This window comes from Schumannella sp. GW821-FHT10F01 (assembly GCF_058809295.1).
In genome coordinates, this window is record NZ_JBXASM010000010.1 from 23,924 (window position 1) to 41,684 (window position 17,761).

Annotated in this window: 13 protein-coding genes and 1 tRNA gene; 9 read left to right on the forward strand and 5 right to left on the reverse strand. The window is 72.7% G+C overall.

Annotated elements, in window-relative coordinates; all coding sequences use genetic code 11:
• Nucleotides 1–48: 48 nt before the first annotated feature.
• Nucleotides 49–1,431 carry a zinc-dependent metalloprotease gene (locus AC1RSJ_RS12215; RefSeq protein WP_493118662.1) on the reverse strand — a complete coding sequence of 461 codons (1,383 nt, stop codon included), beginning with the start codon at nucleotides 1,429–1,431 and terminating at the stop codon, nucleotides 49–51.
• Nucleotides 1,432–1,515: 84 nt separating this feature from the next.
• Between AC1RSJ_RS12215 and AC1RSJ_RS12220 the strand changes: the two genes are divergently transcribed.
• The 4 genes from AC1RSJ_RS12220 (at nucleotide 1,516) to AC1RSJ_RS12235 (ending at nucleotide 6,574) form a co-directional block, all read left to right on the forward strand.
• Nucleotides 1,516–2,637: a YlbL family protein gene (locus AC1RSJ_RS12220; protein WP_493118663.1), complete on the forward strand. Its 1,122-nt coding sequence runs from the start codon at nucleotides 1,516–1,518 to the stop codon at nucleotides 2,635–2,637.
• Nucleotides 2,638–2,670: 33 nt separating this feature from the next.
• Nucleotides 2,671–5,589 carry a UPF0182 family membrane protein gene (locus AC1RSJ_RS12225; RefSeq protein ID WP_493118664.1) on the forward strand — a complete coding sequence of 973 codons (2,919 nt, stop codon included), beginning with the start codon at nucleotides 2,671–2,673 and terminating at the stop codon, nucleotides 5,587–5,589.
• Nucleotides 5,590–5,657: 68 nt separating this feature from the next.
• Nucleotides 5,658–5,731 (forward strand) — tRNA-Met (locus AC1RSJ_RS12230).
• Nucleotides 5,732–5,836: 105 nt separating this feature from the next.
• Nucleotides 5,837–6,574 carry a phosphotransferase family protein gene (locus AC1RSJ_RS12235; protein WP_493118665.1) on the forward strand — a complete coding sequence of 246 codons (738 nt, stop codon included), beginning with the start codon at nucleotides 5,837–5,839 and terminating at the stop codon, nucleotides 6,572–6,574.
• An 8-nt stretch (nucleotides 6,575–6,582) separates the two neighbouring features.
• On the opposite strand, the gene AC1RSJ_RS12240 is transcribed toward AC1RSJ_RS12235, so the two are convergent.
• The gene (locus AC1RSJ_RS12240; protein WP_493118666.1) at nucleotides 6,583–7,539 is read right to left on the reverse strand and encodes a patatin-like phospholipase family protein; all 957 of its coding nucleotides are present in this window, start codon (nucleotides 7,537–7,539) and stop codon (nucleotides 6,583–6,585) included.
• A 181-nt stretch (nucleotides 7,540–7,720) separates the two neighbouring features.
• Between AC1RSJ_RS12240 and AC1RSJ_RS12245 the strand changes: the two genes are divergently transcribed.
• Complete coding sequence (locus AC1RSJ_RS12245; RefSeq protein WP_493118667.1) at nucleotides 7,721–8,551, forward strand: carbon-nitrogen hydrolase family protein; 831 nt, start codon at nucleotides 7,721–7,723, stop codon at nucleotides 8,549–8,551.
• A 4-nt stretch (nucleotides 8,552–8,555) separates the two neighbouring features.
• Here AC1RSJ_RS12245 and AC1RSJ_RS12250 read toward each other — a convergent pair whose 3' ends face one another.
• Nucleotides 8,556–9,200 (reverse strand): TetR/AcrR family transcriptional regulator, encoded by a 645-nt coding sequence (locus tag AC1RSJ_RS12250; RefSeq protein ID WP_493118668.1) that lies wholly within the window; start codon nucleotides 9,198–9,200, stop codon nucleotides 8,556–8,558.
• 200 nt (nucleotides 9,201–9,400) lie between these two features.
• On the opposite strand from AC1RSJ_RS12250, the gene AC1RSJ_RS12255 reads away from it, so the two are divergent.
• The 4 genes from AC1RSJ_RS12255 to AC1RSJ_RS12270 all read left to right on the forward strand — a co-directional run bounded on the left by AC1RSJ_RS12255 (nucleotide 9,401) and on the right by AC1RSJ_RS12270 (nucleotide 13,790).
• Nucleotides 9,401–9,958 carry a hypothetical protein gene (locus AC1RSJ_RS12255; protein ID WP_493118669.1) on the forward strand — a complete coding sequence of 186 codons (558 nt, stop codon included), beginning with the start codon at nucleotides 9,401–9,403 and terminating at the stop codon, nucleotides 9,956–9,958.
• 236 nt (nucleotides 9,959–10,194) lie between these two features.
• Nucleotides 10,195–10,764 (forward strand): PKD domain-containing protein, encoded by a 570-nt coding sequence (locus tag AC1RSJ_RS12260; protein ID WP_493118670.1) that lies wholly within the window; start codon nucleotides 10,195–10,197, stop codon nucleotides 10,762–10,764.
• Between the two features lie 117 nt (nucleotides 10,765–10,881).
• Nucleotides 10,882–12,546 carry a S1C family serine protease gene (locus AC1RSJ_RS12265; protein ID WP_493118671.1) on the forward strand — a complete coding sequence of 555 codons (1,665 nt, stop codon included), beginning with the start codon at nucleotides 10,882–10,884 and terminating at the stop codon, nucleotides 12,544–12,546.
• Nucleotides 12,547–12,680: 134 nt separating this feature from the next.
• Nucleotides 12,681–13,790: a glycosyltransferase family 2 protein gene (locus tag AC1RSJ_RS12270; protein ID WP_493118672.1), complete on the forward strand. Its 1,110-nt coding sequence runs from the start codon at nucleotides 12,681–12,683 to the stop codon at nucleotides 13,788–13,790.
• Here AC1RSJ_RS12270 and pip read toward each other — a convergent pair.
• Nucleotides 13,787–14,797 (reverse strand): prolyl aminopeptidase, encoded by a 1,011-nt coding sequence (pip, locus tag AC1RSJ_RS12275; RefSeq protein WP_493118673.1) that lies wholly within the window; start codon nucleotides 14,795–14,797, stop codon nucleotides 13,787–13,789. The two genes, AC1RSJ_RS12270 and pip, sit on opposite strands and share 4 nt — an antisense overlap.
• 2 nt (nucleotides 14,798–14,799) lie before the next feature.
• The gene (locus AC1RSJ_RS12280) at nucleotides 14,800–17,757 is read right to left on the reverse strand and encodes a CDP-glycerol glycerophosphotransferase family protein (RefSeq protein ID WP_493118674.1); all 2,958 of its coding nucleotides are present in this window, start codon (nucleotides 17,755–17,757) and stop codon (nucleotides 14,800–14,802) included.
• Nucleotides 17,758–17,761: the final 4 nt, after the last annotated feature.

The window sequence follows — 17,761 nt, forward strand, 5'->3', positions numbered from 1 at the left end:
CGCCGCCCGGCGCGGGCGCGCTGTCCACAGCGGCGGCCGCGGTGCGCGTCAGCCGCGCTGCGGGTCCTGGCCGTCGGGGCGCTCGCCGGAGTCGTCGCCGAGCAGCTCCTCGAGCGCGCGGTCCACCTCGTCCGACTCGTCGAGGCCGCCGGTGAGGCGGGTGAGCAGGAACGACGGGTCGTCCACGTCCGCGCTGCCCGGCACGACGTCCGGGTGCGCCCACAGGGCGTCGCGGCCCGCGGGTCCGACGGCGTCGGTGACGGCCTGCCACATGGCGGCGGCCTCCCGGAGGCGGCGCGGCCGCAGCTCCAGGCCCACCAGGGTCGAGAACGCGGATTCGGCGGGGCCGCCGGAGGCGCGGCGTCGTCGGACGCTCTCGGCGATCGCGTCGGCGCGGGGGAGTCGCGAGGTGGCCTGCGCGGTCACCGTGTCGACCCAGCCCTCGATGAGCGCGAGCATCGTCTCCAGTCGGCCGAGGGCGGCCTCCTGCTCCGGGCTCTTCGGCGGGATGAGCGCGCCCGAGGTCAGCGCGGTGCGCAGCCCCTCCGGGTTCGACGGGTCGAAGTCGGCGGCGAGCTCCTGCAGGCGCTCGGTGTCGATCCGCACGCCGCGCGAGAACTCGGCGATCTGGGTGAGCAGGTGCAGCCGCAGCCAGCGCGCGTGGCGGAACAGCCGCGCGTGGGCGAGCTCGCGCACCGCGAGGTAGAGCGCCACCTGGTCGTCCGGCACGTCGAGCCCCTGGCCGAAGTCGTGCACGTTCTGCGTCACCAGTGCAGCCTGCGTCGTGGTGCCGTCGAGCAGCGGGATGCCGACGTCGCCGCCGGAGACCACCTCGGCGGAGAGCTGGCCGACCACCTGCCCGAGCTGCATGGCGAACAGGGTGCCGCCGACGTTGCGCATGACGCGGCCGGCGCCGGCGATCATGCCGGCGAGCCCCTCCTGCTCGAGGTCCTCGCGGCTGTCCTCGAGCACGGTGCTCATGGCGTCGGCGATGGAGCCCGCCACGGGCTCGGCGAGCTGCGTCCACACCGGCATGGTGAGCGTCGCCCACTCGGTGCGGCTCAGCAGCCGCGGCTCGGTCGTGAGCGACGAGATCTCGGTGGCCTCGTCGAGCCAGAGCGACGCGACGTGGAGCGCCTGCTCGAGCGACGAGCGCTCGCCCGGCGTCGAGGGCACCGAGCTGCGCGTGGCGAGCTGGGTGGCCTGCTCGCCGGCGATCGACCAGTCGATGGTGTCGCCGGAGTTCGCCAGCGCCTGCTGCAGCTGGCCGATCAGCCTCGCCACGAGCTCCGGATCGTTCGGCAGTCCGGCGGCGCCGGCCAGCTTCGCGGGGTCGATGTCGGAGTTGCCGGCGAGGAAGTCGCGCAGCATGTCGCGGAACTCGTCGTCGTCCCGTCCGCTCCCGCCGTCCCGCGGGGAGTCCTCAGCCATGCCGACTACGCTAGCCCGCACCCCCGAGCGCGAGCCGGGGAACCGGGCGCACCGAGGTGCGCCCCTGGCGAACAGAGGACCCGCGTGACCAGCAGTCTCGACGACGCGGCCCCGCCGCGCCGCCGCCGGATCGCACCGACGACCTGGGGCTGGATCCTGCTCGTTGCCGGCGTCGCCGGCGCCGTGATCGTGGGGATGCTGCCCGCGCCGTACGTGATCGAGGAGCCGGGCCCGGTGTACGACACCCTCGGCAGCTCGAACGCGGAGGGCTCGAAGAAGGTGCCGCTCATCGACATCGACGACGCGAAGACCTATCCGACGACCGGCACCCTCGACCTGCTGACCGTCTCGGTGCGCGGCTCGCGGGAGCGCCCGCTGAGCTGGATCGACGTCGCCCTCGCCTGGTTCGACCGCACCCGGGCGATCGTGCCGGTCGAGGCCGTGTACCCGGTCGGCGTCAGCGACGAGGAGTCGGACGCGCAGAGCGCCGCCCAGATGTCGAGCAGCCAGCGCGAGGCCATCGCCGCCGCCGAGCGCGAGCTCGGCTACGACGTGCCGGGCTCGGTCGCCGTGCAGAGCGTGCAGAAGGACTCGGCCTCGTCCGGCGTGCTCGAGGCCGGCGACCGGATCCTCACGGTCGACGGCGCCGCGCTCGACAGCGCCTCGGCGCTCCGCGCCGCCATCGCCGCCAACGGCACGACCGGCGCGCTGGAGTTCGGCATCCGCCGCGACGGTGCGGACAGCACGGTCGAGATCACGCCGAAGACCGGCGACCGCGGTGACGGCACCACCGGCCCGCTCATCGGCATCGTGACCGAGGTCGCCTACGACTACCCGGTGAAGGTCGACATCCGCCTCGACCAGGTCGGCGGCCCGAGCGCGGGCATGATGTTCGCCCTCGGCATCATCGACAAGCTGACCCCCGGCGCGATGACCGGCGGCGAGCGCATCGCCGGCACCGGCACGATCGACGCGGCCGGCGAGGTGGGCGCCATCGGCGGCATCCGCCAGAAGCTGGTCGGGGCCCGCGACGCCGGGGCCGACTGGTTCCTCGCCCCCGCCGACAACTGCGACGAGGTCGTCGGCCACATCCCGGACGGCCTGACCGTCTACTCCGTCTCCACCCTCGAGCAGGCGCGCGACACCGTCGACGCCATCGCGAGCGGCTCCGGCCGCTCCAAGCTCGCCACCTGCTCTGGAAAGTAGGATCCGAATGCCCCGACCGCTTGGAGCGTCCGCGTGACCACCGCATCCCCCGCCGCCCCGCGCAGCCGAACCCGCACGACCGTGGCCATCACGGTCGTCGTGCTCGCCGCGCTGGTGATCGCCTTCTTCATCTTCTCGAACCTCTACACCGACTGGCTCTGGTTCCGTCAGCTCGGCTACCTCGAGGTGCTCACGACCCAGTGGTGGGCCGCGATCGGCATGTTCGCCGTCGGGTTCCTCGGCATGGGCATCCCCGTGTTCCTCACCGTGGAGATCGCCTACCGCGCCCGCCCGATGATGGCGAAGCTGAGCTCGCAGCTCGACCGCTACCAGCAGGTCATCGAGCCGCTCCGCCGCCTCGCGATGTGGGGCGTGCCGGCCGTGCTCGGCCTGTTCATGGGCGTCTCGACGGCCATGCACTGGCAGACCGTCGCGCAGTTCGTGAACCGCACGCCGTTCGGTCAGACCGACCCGCAGTTCCACCTCGACGCGTCGTTCTACATCTACGAGCTGCCCTTCTACCACGGGCTCCTCGGCTACGCGTCGGCCGTGCTCGTCGTCGCGCTCATCGCGACGCTCGCCACCACGTACCTCTACGGCGGCGTGCGGATCGTGAACCGCGAGGTGCGGATCACCCGCCCGACGCGCGTGCACCTCGCGATCATCGCCGCGCTGTACCTCGCCGTGCAGGCCGTGAGCATCTGGTTCGACCAGTACTCGACGCTCACCGACCCGAGCGGCATCAGCAGCAACGCGAACGTCGGCACCGGTGCGACCTACACCGACGTCGCCGCCGTCATCCCGGGCCGCGCGATCCTCGCCGGCATCGCGCTCATCGTCGCGGTCCTGTTCCTCGTCACGGCCTTCGTCGGCCGCTGGCGCTTCCCGCTCATCGGCACCGCGCTGCTCATCGTCTCGACGCTGGTCGTCGGCACGCTGTACCCGGCGATCGTGCAGAAGCTGACGGTGGAGCCGAGCGAGCAGACGCTGGAGCGCACGTACATCGAGCGGAACATCGAGGCGACGAGGAAGGCGTACGGGGTCGACGACATCCAGACCGTGCCGTACGACGCCACCACCTCGGCGAACCAGGGCGCGCTCCGCGCCGACGCGGAGACGACCGCGAACCTCCGCATCCTCGACCCGTCGATCGTCTCGAAGACGTTCGCGCAGCTGCAGCAGCAGGTGCAGTACTACTCGTTCCCCGAGCACCTCGACGTCGACCGGTACACGATCGACGGCGCCACGCAGGACACCGTCATCGCGGTGCGCGAGGTCGACGTGAGCGGCCAGAGCTCGCCCGGCTGGTACAACGACACGCTCGTCTACACGCACGGCTACGGCGTCGTGGCTGCGTACGGCAACCAGCGCAACGACAAGGGCGAGCCCGTCTTCCTGGAGTCGAACATCCCGGTCTCCGGCGAGCTCGGCAAGTACGAGCCGCGCATCTACTTCGGCGAGAACTCGCCGAAGTACTCGATCGTCGGCCAGCAGCGCGCCGGATCCGGCGTCGAGATCGACTATCCCGCGGGCGGCAAGAGCGGCAGCTCGACGAAGCGCACCACCTACGACGGCAACGGCGGACCGAAGCTCGACAACTGGTTCAACCGGCTCGTCTACGCGACGAAGTTCCAGTCGCAGGAGGTGCTGCTGTCGCAGGACGTCGGCACGAACTCGCAGATCCTCTACGACCGCGACCCGATCAAGCGCGTCGAGAAGGCCGCGCCGTGGCTGACGACCGACAACGACGCCTACCCGGCAGTCGTCGACGGGCGGATAGTCTGGATCGTCGACGCCTATACGACCACCGACCAGTACCCCTACTCGCAGGTGGAGCAGCTCGGCGATGCCGTGGCCGACACGAACGTGACGAGCCCGAACTACTCGCTCGACAACATCAACTACATCCGCAACTCGGTGAAGGCCACGGTCGACGCCTACAGCGGCAAGGTGACGCTGTACGAGTGGGACTCGACCGACCCGATCCTGAAGACGTGGAAGAAGGTCTTCCCGGGCACGGTCAAGCCGAAGTCGGCGATGAGCGCGGAGCTGCTGGCCCACGTGCGCTACCCGTCCGACCTGTTCAAGATGCAGCGCGACATCCTCGGCAGCTACCACGTGACGAACGCCGACACGTTCTTCTCGGGGGATGACCGCTGGGTCACGCCCGCCGATCCGACGACGTCGGGCTCGACGACGAAGCAGCCGCCGTACTACCTGACGATGCAGACGCCCGGCACCGACAAGCCGGCGTTCACGCTGTACTCGACGTTCATCCCGCAGTCCGCCCAGAACAAGGAGCGGAACATCCTCAAGGGGTACCTGACGGCGAACTCCGATGCAGGGGAGGACTACGGCAAGCTGACGATGCTCACGCTGCCGAAGGACGCCACCGTGCCGGGCCCGGGCCAGGTGCAGAACAGCTTCGACTCCGATCCGACGGTCTCGCAGGACCTCAACGTGCTGAAGATCGGCGACTCGGAGGTGGTGAAGGGCAACCTGCTCACCGTCCCGGTCGGCGGCGGCCTGCTGTACGTGCAGCCGGTCTACGTGCAGTCGAACAAGGGCACGGCGTACCCGCTGCTGCAGAAGGTGCTCGTGAGCTTCGGCTCGGACATCGCGTTCAAGGACACCCTCGACGAGGCGCTCGACGCCCTGTTCGGCGGCGACTCGGGCGCGAACGCCGGCGACGCGGGCGCGGTGCCGGGCGACGGCAGCGGATCGGGTGACGGCTCCGGCTCCGGCGACGGATCCGGGACCGGCACGGGCTCCGGCTCGGGCTCGACCGGCGACAACGCCGCCGTCACCGCCGCGCTGAAGGACTATCAGACCGCGCTGCAGCAGCGGCAGGCGGCCTACGCCTCCGGTGACCTCGTCGCGGCGGCACAGGCCGACCAGCAGATGCAGGCCGCCATCGAGCGCGCGATCGCGGCGGAGGGCTCGCAGGGCTGACCCGGACGACCGGGCGGCGGCCTCGATTCGCCGCCCGGTCCGCCCCGTGCTAGAGTCGATTCTCGTGCCGCGGGGTGGAGCAGTTCGGTAGCTCGCTGGGCTCATAACCCAGAGGTCGCAGGTTCAAATCCTGTCCCCGCAACTCCAGCAGTACGTCGAAGGCCCCGGATCCACTGGATCCGGGGCCTTCTCCGTGTGCCCGCAGCGCGACTGGCGGGCGACGTGCGCGTCCAGGAGAGTGGTGGCCGTGGATGACGTCGAGGTCGTGGTCGCGCACGCCGAGCGGGCGACGATCCGGGTCGGCGACGTCTTCCTCAAGGTCGACGGCGATCCGGCTCGGCTCGACGCGGAGGCCGCGGCGATGGCGCGCGCCCCGATCCCCACCGCCCCCATCCTCTGGCGGCAGCCGTCGGTCGTCGCGATCGCCGCGGTCGCGGGGACGGCCCTCGGCAGGCTCGGCGAGCCCTCGCCGGCCTCGCCCGCCGCCTGGGCCGCCGTCGGCGCCGTCGTCCGCACACTGCACGACGCGCCGCTGCCCGAGCGAGCGTCGCGGATGCCGGACGCGGCCGTCCGCGCCGAGCTCGAAGCCGAGTGCGCCGCCCTGGTCGACGGCGGCGTCCTCCCGCGCGAGCTCGTCGCCCGCAACCGGGAGGTCGCGGAGGCGGTGTTCCGCCCCCTCGAGCCGGCGTTCATCCACGGCGACCTGCAGATCACGCACGTGTTCACGGAGCGCGACCGCGTCGTCGGGGTGATCGACTGGTCGGAGGCCGGTGCCGGCGATCCGGCGTTCGACCTCGCCACCCTCACCCTCGGCCACGAGGACCGCCTGGCCGAGCTGCTCGAGGGCTACGGCCCCGCCGACGAGGACGCGATCCGCGGCTGGTGGTCGCTGCGGAGCCTCCTCAACATCCGCTGGCTCGCCGAGCACGGCTTCGACCCCTTCACCCCTGGTGCGGAGGTCGACGCGCTCCGAGCGCGGATGTAGGGGCTCTCTCAGCGCCAGAAGCCGGCGAGCGACGGCGCGAGCGAGCGCCCCTGCTCGAAGCCCGCACGGGCGGCGCGGGCGCGCGTCGTGGGATCCAGGGCGCGGGCGTTGAACACGTCGCCCGCGGCGGCGTCCGGGAACACGGTCTCGACCGCGCTGCCGCCCGCCCGCAGCTCGGCGACCTGGGTGGCGAGATCCATGCCCCAGGCGGCCGGCATCCGCGAGCGGCCGCCGAAGGGCGACAGCACGAGCACGCGGTTGCAGCCGGCGGCGAGATCGGCGTTGTCGTTGCGCCGGAAGCCGCCGTCGAGGTAGCGCTCCGCGCCGATCCGGTAGGGCGTCAGGGGCGAGGTGCTCGCGGCGACCGCGTCGACCAGGTCGATTCCGCTCGCGGAATCCAACGCGACCGGCTCGCCGGTGCGGGCGTCGACGGCGGTGATGAGCACGCGCTGCGCGGGCCACCGGGCGCCGGGCAGCCGTGCCGCGACGACCGCGCGCCAGCGGGCCGAGGCCTCGCCGTCGCCAGCACTGCCGGCCGCGACGTCCGCAGCCTCCCGCGCGAGCGTCGCGGCCCCCATCCGGCGGCGCAGGTCGCCGTCATCCGTCGCCGACCGGATGATCGCGTCCGACCAGTCGAGGTAGTCCTGCGCGGGCGCGGCTGCCGGCCGCGGCCCTCCGGGAGCGGTCGGGCGTCCTGCGGCGGGACCGGGCTGCTGCGCTTGCGTGTCCGCGAAGAGCGCAGCGGGACCTCGGCCGCTCGTGAGCTGCGCGGCGGCCGTCGCGCCGGCCGAGGTGCCCACGACGAGGTCGGCGCCGGTGACGTCGAGGCCGGCGTCGGCGAGCCCGGCGACGACGCCGAGCTCCCAGGCGTTGCCGGCCGCGCCGCCGCCGGCGAGTACCAGCGCCCGTGTCGGGTGTGGAGCCGGAACCGAGGACGAGGAGAAGGAGTGGAGGGTGTCGTTCATGGGAGTGCCTCTCGCGAGTGCTGGCGGCGCTCCCGGCGCTGATGCGTCAGCGCGTCGCGATCGGACGCGCGCTCGACGGCAGCGGGGGAGCACCCTGAGCTGGTGCTGCGGGCATGGGTTCCCACCTCCTCCGGTCGATCGTGGTGGTCGGCAGGCTAGCAGGGCTGACTACGCTGGCGGGATGCAGACCGGAGCCGTGCCCCTCGGCGTCGCGGTCGCCCAGTTCGCACCCGGAGCGGACACGGAGGACAACCTCCGCGTCATGTCGGGCCTCGCGGCGAGAGCGGCGGAGCGCGGCGCGAAGCTCGTCGTGTTCCCGGAGTACTCGTCGTTCTTCCTGCCCCAGCTCGGGCCGGCCTGGCTGGCCGCGGCCGAGCCCGTCGACGGCCCGTTCGTCGCCGCGCTCGGGCGGATGGCCTCCGAGCTCGGCATCGTGGTGGTCGCCGGCATGGCGGAGCGCCCCGAGGACTCGCTCGGCGCCGAGGGCCGCATCGCGAACACGGTCGTCGCCGTCGGTCCGGACGGCTTCGTGCGCTCCGTGTACCGCAAGCTGCACCTCTACGACGCGTTCGGCGCGAAGGAGAGCGAGTGGATCGTGCCGGGCCGCATCGACGCGCCGGCGGTGTTCGTGGAGTCCGGCGTGCGCGTCGGCATCCAGACCTGCTACGACCTGCGGTTCCCCGAGGTGACGCGGCGGCTCGCGGACGCCGGCGCCGAGCTCGTCGTCGTGCCGAGCGAGTGGGTGCGCGGGCCGCTCAAGGAGGCGCACTGGCGCACGCTCGTGACCGCGCGGGCGATCGAGAACACCGTCTACGTCGCCGCGCCCGACCACGCGCCGCCGATCGGCGCCGGCAACAGCATGATCGTCGACCCGATGGGCGTGGAGCTCGCCACCATCGGCGAGCAGACGGATGTCGCCGTCGCCTGGGTCTCGGTGGACCGCGTCAGCGCGGTCCGCGAGATCAACCCCTCGCTGGGGCTGCGGCGCTTCCGGGTCGTACCCGCGGAGTAGCCGGTCAGGCCGCGCCGGGGTCGGTCAGGCTCGGGGCGTGCGCGACGAACGAGCGGAACGCCGTCTTGCCGGCGGTCGTGTCGCGCGGACTGGCGTCGAACATCGTGACGATCGTCAGCTCGATCGCCTTCACCACCAGGTCGTAGTCGTCGCGCGGCGACGTGAGCGCCAGGCCGGCGGAGAACGTCTCGAGCATGCCGGCGACGAGCTCGGCATCCGTCCCGGCGCGGAGCATCCCCACCTCGATGAGGCGCTGCACGAAGTCGATGCGCACCGGGATCTGCGGCGCGAGCTCGAAGCGGTCGATGCTGCGGACGAGCTCGCGCAGCGACTGGCCGTCGGTCAGGTAGAGCGCGCGGTGGAGCGGGCGCTCGTACACCGCCGAGAGGTTGTAGTAGTAGATGCGCGACAGCAGACCGCCGAGCGGATCGCGCTCCACGTTGTCGAGCACGATGTGCGAGATCTCGCGGCGCTCGCGCTCGAGCATGAGGATGACGGCGTGCTCCACGCCGCCGACGAGCTCGAGCACGCGGTCCCGATCCAGGCGCGACCGTCCGGCGAGGGCGCCGAGCGACAGGCTGGCGAAGCCGTCGTTCACGACGATGTCGACGGCGGCATCGAGCACGCGCGGCAGGTCGGCGTCGGTCATGTGGCCCTCGTCTCCGATCGGGTCACTCCAGCCTAGGGGCGCCCTGGAACCCCCTGTCCACTGTGTGACGCCCCACACGTGGGGACAGGTGAGGGCCGGGCGAGGGCCCGGCGAGGCGCCCGCGGCGCGCTCGTCGGCGTCGCGGCGCGGCCTGTGGATGATCCGTCGCGCGCGGATGCCGTCTGCTCTACCGTCGGAGCATGCGGGCGGAGGCGGGCGTGCGGAGCGCGCGGCGCGGCGCGTCCACGGCCGTCTGGGCCGCCGTCGCCGCGTTGCTGCTCGCGGGCTGCGTGCCCGGTCCGGCCGACCCGACCCGGAGCCCGACGCCGAAGCCGACACCCCTGTTCGCGACGGACGAGGAGGCTCTGGCGGCGGCGACCGCTGCCTACCAGCGGTACCTCGAGGTGTCGGATCAGGTCGGGCAGGGCGGGTGGCTAGATACCGAACCGCTGAGGGAGGTCGAGACCGGCAGTGCGCTGAAGTCGGATGTCGACCTCGCTACGGACTCAGCAAGGCAGCAAATCCATCAATCAGGCGTTTCATCATTTCGGAACGTGGTGCTCCAGTCGCACGACTCGAAATCAGTTGTTCTGTACGCCTGCGTCGACGTATCACAGGTCGACATTTTGGACGCAGCAGGGAACTCGACTCTTCCGACTAACCGAGCCACGAACGCGTCGGTCGAGCTGACATTTGCCCCCGCCAAAACAGGACTTCTCCTTGAACGGAACGAACCGTGGTCGCAGGATCTCTGCTAGTTGCGGGAGCGGTAGCCCTAGCCCTCGCCGCCGCACCCGTGCATGTGGAAAGTCAGTGCTCCCCGCAGGGCGTGTTGATGGGGCTGTGCTCGGTCCAGGCGCAGAACGGTGCAAGTCAGACGACATTGACAGGCACTGCGACTCGAAGTCATAGCGGCGCCAACGGCGGAGCCGCCGACCGATCGGGATCCGCTCCCGTCACCCCACCGCCGACGACCTTCGTCACGGTCGACGGGGTGACCTGCCCGGTGATCTCGAATCCGCTCAACACCCGCGACACGGTGTGCATCGCGTGGCCCGACGACCCGGGATTCGTCGCCGCGACCGGCATCACGCTCCGCGATGTGGCCGCGTTCGCGCCGACGCCCGGCCGGCTCGTGATGGAGCCGAACGGGTGGGCCGTGCTCGGGTCCGATGCCAACTTCTACGGCACCGCGAGCGCGCAGACCGTGGCCGGCACCCTGCTCGGCAGCCCGGTGCAGGTCCGCTTCACGCCGGTCGGGTTCGACTGGGACTACGGCGACGGCGTCACGCGCCGCACCGGCGCCGCGGGCACGAGCTGGGCGGCATCCGGGCTCCGCGAGTTCAGCGCGACGCCCACCGGCCACCGGTACGCCGCCGCAGGCGACTTCACGGCGCGGCTCACCGTCTCGCTCCGTGCCGAGTTCACATTCGGCGGGACGTGGACGACCATCCCCGGCACGCTCGACCTGGCGGTCGCGCCCGTCTCCGTGCACGTCGCGGCCGCGGACACGCTGCTCGTCGACCATCCGTGCCTCGCGAAGGGGCGCGGCACGGGCTGCTGACCTGTCAGGTTGCAAAGGCGGTCCATAGGAATGCGGTGGGACGCATTCAGCCCGGATGCGAACAACGTCCAGATTCGCGAACCATGCTGGCTCCAGCTTGAAAGGAGCGCAGCACGCATGAACGAAGACCCCCGCACCCCGGATGAGGCCGACGCCCCGGAGACCGCCTCGACCGGGGACGCCGCGCACGCTGCCGCTCCGACGGAGCACGACGCGACGCCCACCGCCGACGCGTCCGAGACGGCCGTCCAGCCGTCCGCTCCGACGCCGGACTACCCGTCCGGCACCGCGCCGACCGCCGCGTACGGTGCCGCGGAGTCGTCTCCCGGCCAGCCGTCGCCCGCCGGTCAGCAGCCCGTCGCCCATGAGCCCGCCGCCCAGCAGCAGCCGTGGGGGCAGCCGGCCCCGCACGGCGCGTACGCCGGCGCCCAGCAGCCCGCCGCGCACCAGCCCTACGGCTCGGCGCCGACGCACGGCGCCCCCGCGAACCCGTTCGGCACGTCGGGCAGCTCCTTCGGCCCCGCCGCCACGGGCGCCGCGCCCACCGGCACGACGACCGCACCGACCCGCAAGCGCTCCATCACCGTCCCGGTCATCGCCGCGCTGGCGATCGGCGCGGTGCTCGGCGGCGTGTCGGGCGCCGGGGTGACCGCGCTCACGTCGCGCGGCAGCGGCACGGCCGTCAGCTCCAGCGACTCGAAGCCGCAGACCATCACGGTCAACGACACCACGAGCGTCAACCAGATCACCGCGGTCGCCGCGAAGGCGTCGCCGTCCGTCGTGACGATCAGCGTCTCCTCCAGCAGCGAGGCCGGCACCGGCTCCGGCGTCGTCATCAGCGACGACGGCTACGTGCTCACGAACACGCACGTCGTCACGCTCGACGGCGCGACCTCGAGCGGCACAATCGAGGTCACGATGTCCGACGGCACGCTGTACCAGGCCGAGATCGTCGGCACCGACCCCACCGACGATCTCGCGGTCATCAAGCTGAAGAACGCGAAGAACCTCACGCCGATCAGCTACGGCGACTCCGACAAGCTCAACGTCGGCGCGACCGTGATCGCGATCGGCGCCCCGCTGGGCCTGTCGAACACGGTCACCGACGGCATCGTGAGCGCGGTCAACCGCAGCATCTCGATCGCGTCGTCCGCCGCGCCCGACAACTCCGACTCCTCGAGCGGCAACAACGGCCAGGGCGGCGGCAGCCCGTTCGACTTCTGGGACAACAAGAACGGCAGCGGATCGAGCGGCACCAGCGCCACGTCGACGATCTCGATCCCGGTCATCCAGACGGACGCGTCCATCAACCCCGGCAACTCGGGCGGCGCGCTGCTCGACGACGAGGGCAAGCTCATCGGCATCAACGTGGCGATCGCGAGCACCGGCAGCACGAGCGACAGCAGCAGCCAGTCCGGCTCGATCGGCGTGGGCTTCGCCATCCCGGTCAACGTCGCGAAGCGCGTCGCGCAGGAGATCATCTCCGACGGCAAGGCGACCCACGGCCTCCTCGGCGCCTCGGTGACCGACGCGACCTCCGCCGACAGCAGCACGGTCGGCGCCGTGATCGCGGACACCCCGGTGTCCGGCGGCGCGGCTGACCAGGCCGGCCTCAAGAAGGGCGACGTCGTGACGAAGTTCGACGGCAAGCCCATCACCGGCGCGACCGATCTCACCGCGCAGGTGCGGGCGCTCAAGGGCGGGGCGAGCGCGACGCTCACCTACGTCCGCGACGGCGACGCGCGCGAGGTGACCGTCACTCTGGGCACGTACCAGAGCTGACCTCCAGTCCCAGGGAAGGGGCGGCGGCGCAGTCCGCCGGTCGGGGCGGGGGGAGCATTCGCTCCCGCCGCCTCGGCGCGTCTGCCTCAGGAGCGCGCTGATAGGCTCGCCGCGCGCACGACAGGAGGCACGCGATGGCGGAACACCCCGCCGGCACGGGCCGCACGGGCGCCGACCGGTTCGAGCCGCTGCCGCCGCTCCCCGTCGCTCCCGGTGTCAGCTTCGTGATGCCGGTGCTCAACGAGGGCGGGTACATCGCCGCTGCGATCGACAGCGTGCTGTCGCAGAGCTACGACGGCCCGAGCGAGCTGATCCTCGCGCTCGGGCCGTCGACGGACGACACCGATGCGATCGTCGAGCGGATGCGCGCGCGCGACCCGCGCATCCGCACCGTCCGCAACCCCGGCATGGACATCCCGATCGGCCTCAACCTCGCGATCGCGGCCGCTGCGCATCCGGTGATCGTCCGGGTCGACGCGCACACCGAGCTCGACGCGGACTACACGACCCGCGCGGTCGCCATCCTCCGCACGACGGGCGCGGCGAACCTCGGCGGCGTCATGCACGCGGTGGGGGAGGGCGGCGTGCAGTCGGCCGTCGCACGGGCCTACAACAGCCGCTACGGACTCGGCGGCGGCGCGTACCACGGCGGCGACAAGGTCGCGGCCGGCCCCGCTGAATCCGCGTACCTCGGCGTCATGCGCGTCGAGGGCATCCGGGCCGTCGGGGGCTTCGACGAGTCGCTCCGCCGCGGCGAGGACTGGGAGTTCAACCACCGCCTCCGCGCCGCCGGTCACACGGTGTGGCTCGACCCGTCGCTCGTCGTCACGTACCGCCCGCGCAGCTCGTGGAGCAAGCTGGCACGCCAGTTCTACTCGACCGGCATCTGGCGCGGCGAGCTCGTGCGCCGGCTGCCGAGCGGCAACCCGCTGCGCTTCTTCGCGCCGCCGGTGCTGCTGCTGTCGATCGTCGTGTCGATCGTGTTCCTCCCGCTGCACCTCACCGGCGTCCTCCACGGCTGGTGGGGCGCGGTGCTGGCGCTCGTCTACCTCGGTCCGCTGCTCTACCTCGGGCTGCTCGCCGCCGCGGTGCTGACGGGGTCGGGGCGGAGCGGTCCGATCGCCGCCCGGATGCGCTTCGCTCGGGCGCTCGCCACCATGCACGTGAGCTGGGGGCTCGGCTTCACCGTCGGCGTCCTCCGCGGCGCGCGCGACACCGTCGACACCTCGCGCGCCGAGGTCTAGAGCGCCGCGCCCGCGCTCGCCGGGTCCGCGCTCGCCGAGCCGGGGCTCGCTGGGCGGCCCTCGAGTGCCGCGTGTGCGAACGCGTCGATCGCCAGGGCCGTCAGCTCCATCTCCGTCGGGCCGCCGTGCCCCTCCGACTCGACGATCTGCAGTCGGCTCGCGGGCCAGTCCCGATGCAGCAGCCAGGGCGTGATCGCGGGGCCGCTGATATCGCGCCGGCCGTGCACGAGGACCGCCGGGATGGACGCCAGCGCCGTGATGCGGTTCAGGATCGCGTCATCGCCCCGCCGGAAGCAGTCGTTCGCCCAGACGTGCGTGACGAGGGTCGCGAAGTTCGCGCGCGCCCGAGCGTCCGCGTGGAGCGGTCCGGGCTGCCAGGCCGGGTCCAGCGAGATGTGGATCGACTCCCAGGCGTCCCACGCGTCCGCGGCAGCCGCCCGGACGGACGGATCCGGGTCGCGCAGCCGCCGTGCGAAGTGCTCGACGACGCGCACCCCCGGCGGCACCTCGGCGCTGAACGCCGCCCACGCCTCGGGGAAGACGCGGCCGACGCCCTCGGTGATCCAGTCGATCTCCGCGCGGCCCCCGGACGTCACGGCGGTCAGCACGAGCTCGGACACGCGGTCCGGATGCTCGAGCGCATAGGCGAGCGCGAGCGTGGAGCCCCACGAGACGCCGTGCACCAGCCAGCGCTCGATGCCGAGGTGCTCGCGCAGGGCCTCGATGTCGGCGATCATCGCGTCCGTCGTGATCGCGTCGAGATGCTCGAGGTCTTCGATCGCCCAGGGAGCGCTCCGTCCGCAGCCGCGCTGGTCCATCCCGACGATCCGGTGCAGGGCGGGATCGAAGCGACGCCGATAGCCGCCCGCACCGAGCCCGCTGCCCGGCCCGCCGTGCAGGTACAGCGCCGGGCGACCGCCCGGTGCGCCCGATGCCTCCCAGTAGAGCCGCGCGCCGTCCGGCCGCTCGAGCATGCCGCGCTCGTCCGGTTCGATCGGGGGATGCACGGTCAGAGCAGCCCCTCGTCGAGGATCCGGCGCACGACGCGCTCGCCGGCGTCGCCGTCGTCGTGCGGGGCGAAGCGCTCGCGCCAGACCTCGCGCGGACCCGTGAAGACGTCGGTGAGATCGATGTCGCGCAGCGTGTCGACGAGCGCATCCCGCGTCTCGACGACCGGCCCCGGCGCCTCGGCGAGCAGGTCGAAGTAGAAGCCGCGCAGATCGGTGCCGTAGTGCGCGAGGTCCGGCGTGAAGAAGACGATCGGACGCCCGGTGCTTGCCCAGTCGAACATCACCGACGAGTAGTCCGTCACGAGCACGTCGGCGACGAGCAGCAGGTCGGCGACGTTCGGATACCCCGTGACATCGAGCAGCCGGTCGCCCTCGAGATCGCGTCCGAACGGCAGGGTGCGCGAGTGCCCGCGCACGAGCAGGATCGTTCCCTCATCGAGGTCGTCGGCGAACGTCTCGAGGTCGAGATAGTCGACGAGCTCCTCGCGGTCGTCGCGCCACGTGGGCGCGTAGAGCACCAGGCGGGCGTCGTCCGGCACGCCGAGACGTCGGCGGATCGCGCTCGGGTCGCCGTCGGTCAGCACGTCGTTGCGCGGGTAGCCCTCGAGCCAGATCGGACCGCGGAACGCGTACGCGGAGCGGAGGATCTCCGCCGAGTAGCTGTTCTGCGCCAGGAGGACGTTCCAGCGGTCGCGCTCGCGGAGCACCGCCAGCCGCGTGCGCAGCGGCACACCGGGCCGGTCGATCGCGAGGCGCTTGAGCATCGTGCCGTGCCAGGTCTGCAGCACGGTCTGGTACGAGCGGCGCCGGTACCGCTTGCGAAGCCAGTCGTTCACGACGAGCATCCGCGCGGCGCCGCGCACGTGCCACCACTCGCGGCTGCCCTCGATGAGCCGGATGCCGCCATCGGGGATCGGGATGCTGCCGTCGACGACGCTCCAGTACCGCCGCGTCTCGGGCCGGAGCCGGGCGAGAGCGCGGTCGACGCCGAGCGGGTTGTCGGCGGCGGTCCGCCCGTAGAAGCTCTCGAGGAAGACCGCGTCCTCCGGCGTGTGGATCGCCCGGTGGTAGCCGTCCTCGAGCGCGCGCTGCGCGCGGTGTCCGCGCTCGTCCGACCCCAGCGGCGGCCCGACGACGAGCTGCACACCGCCGCCCGACGCCGTCAGCTCGGCCCGGAACAGCGGATGCTCGGCCGCGGCGGGAAGCTCGGTGAGCTCCGACACGATCCGCGTCGAGGGCTCCTCACCCGGCGCCCGGACGACGAGCCGGTAGGTGCCGCTCGGCAGCGCGAGCCCGGCGGCGCCCCAGCGGTCCGCGAGGAGGGGGAAGCGGACGCGCAGGACCCCGCCGCGCGGCACGTCGGCGTCGGCTACGCGCTCGGAGTCGCAGTCGGGCACCGCGTCCGGCGCGATCGTCCCGGTGACCCGGGCGCGGACGCCCTGGAGCAGGAGCTCGGCCCCCGCCGGAACGTCGGACAGCTCGACGACGAGCGATGGCACGGACGAATCGGACGATTCGGACCGCGCGGACCCTTCGGCACCCGCCCGCTCTGCACCCGCCCGCTGGGCGCCCGCCGGCGACTCGGATCGGGCATCCGGGTCGGGCGATCGCTCGGGATCCATCGCGCCAGCACCCGCGATCCCGTCGACGCGCGCGGCGCGCAGCCGGGGCCGCGCCGTCCCGGCATCCGCGACGGCGTCCGTCAGCGACGGCGGCACGGGGCGTCCGGTCAGGGCGAGCAGCCGCGCGAGCACCCGCTCGGTGGCGCGTCCGTCGAGGTGGTCGACGTACTCGGCGACGAGGTGGCGGGTGTGGGGTGCGGACACCTCGCGCGCGTCGTCGAGCCAGAGCAGCACCCCGGCCCAGTCGACGACGTGCCGGCCGCCCGTGAAGTCGCGGTACGCGCCGTACAGCCCGCGGCGCATGGCGTAGCGCTCGAGGTCCGGCGCGAGGAAGATCTGCCGCCCGCCGGTGAGCGCGTGGTCGAAGGCGATCGAGGAGTAGTCCGTGATGAGGTCGTCGACCGCGGGCAGCGCGGGCGTGATCTCGCGGAGCACGTCGGCCCCGAGCAGGCGGATCCGCTGCGAGGTCGTGGGACCCGCGGCGTAGTCGCCCGCGCCCAGCGGGTGGGTGCGGACGAGCAGCGTGCCGTCGACGTCGGCGAGCCAGCCGCCGAGCGCCCGCCAGTCCGCGGCGGTCGGCGCGCCCGGATCCGGGTCGCCGTCGCGCCAGGTGGGGGCGTAGAGCACGATCGGGCCATCGGACAGCGGCCCCACGGCCGCCTCGATCCGCGCCCGGGCCTCCTCGCGGCGCGTGTCGGCCGAGCCGCGCAGGAGCACGTCGTCGCGCGGGTCGCCGACGGGGGCGATCCGGTCCCGCGGCACGCCGAACGCCGTCGCGATCCGCTCGGCGACGAGCGACGAGGCGACCGGGAACAGCGAGATCTGCCGGCCGGCGGACGCGTACGCGCGTCGCATCAGCCCGCGGACGAGCCGGTGGTCGGGCAGCACCGAGACGCGGAGCGCCTCGGGGGAGTCGAGGTGCAGCCGCTTCAGCGGGATGCCGTGCCAGAGCTGCGCGATCACGGCGCCGCGGATGCCGTACCGGTTCACGTCGCCGAAGCCGTGCGTGACGATCGCGGCGCGGGCGCGGAGCGTCAGCCAGAAGCCCCGCCGTCCGGTCTTCAGCTCGGCGTCCATCCCGAGCCCGCGAGCCTCCGCCAGCTCCGCCGGGGTCGAGGCGAGCCAGACCAGGCGCACCGGGTCGTCCTGCTCGGCCAGCAGCGACGCGGCCAGATCGTGGAGCGGGCGAGCGCCCTCGCCGATGCCGATCCCGCTGCCGATCACCCAGAGTCGCGGCGACCGCGGCACCACCGCGCCGGCGAGTGCACCGAGGGCGTACAGCGGCAGGGCGAGGAGCTTCCGGGCGTTGCCGGACCCGAAGGTGAATCGCGCCATGGTC

Excerpts from the sequence above, each read along its gene's own strand:
- AC1RSJ_RS12215 (WP_493118662.1), bottom strand. The coding sequence starts at position 1,431 with ATGGCTGAGGACTCCCCGCGGGACGGCGGGAGCGGACGGGACGACGAC.
- AC1RSJ_RS12240 (WP_493118666.1), bottom strand. The coding sequence starts at position 7,539 with ATGAACGACACCCTCCACTCCTTCTCCTCGTCCTCGGTTCCGGCTCCA.
- AC1RSJ_RS12245 (WP_493118667.1), top strand. The coding sequence starts at position 7,721 with ATGCAGACCGGAGCCGTGCCCCTCGGCGTCGCGGTCGCCCAGTTCGCA.
- AC1RSJ_RS12250 (WP_493118668.1), bottom strand. The coding sequence starts at position 9,200 with ATGACCGACGCCGACCTGCCGCGCGTGCTCGATGCCGCCGTCGACATC.
- AC1RSJ_RS12255 (WP_493118669.1), top strand. The coding sequence starts at position 9,401 with ATGCGGGCGGAGGCGGGCGTGCGGAGCGCGCGGCGCGGCGCGTCCACG.
- AC1RSJ_RS12265 (WP_493118671.1), top strand. The coding sequence starts at position 10,882 with ATGAACGAAGACCCCCGCACCCCGGATGAGGCCGACGCCCCGGAGACC.
- AC1RSJ_RS12270 (WP_493118672.1), top strand. The coding sequence starts at position 12,681 with ATGGCGGAACACCCCGCCGGCACGGGCCGCACGGGCGCCGACCGGTTC.
- AC1RSJ_RS12280 (WP_493118674.1), bottom strand. The coding sequence starts at position 17,757 with ATGGCGCGATTCACCTTCGGGTCCGGCAACGCCCGGAAGCTCCTCGCC.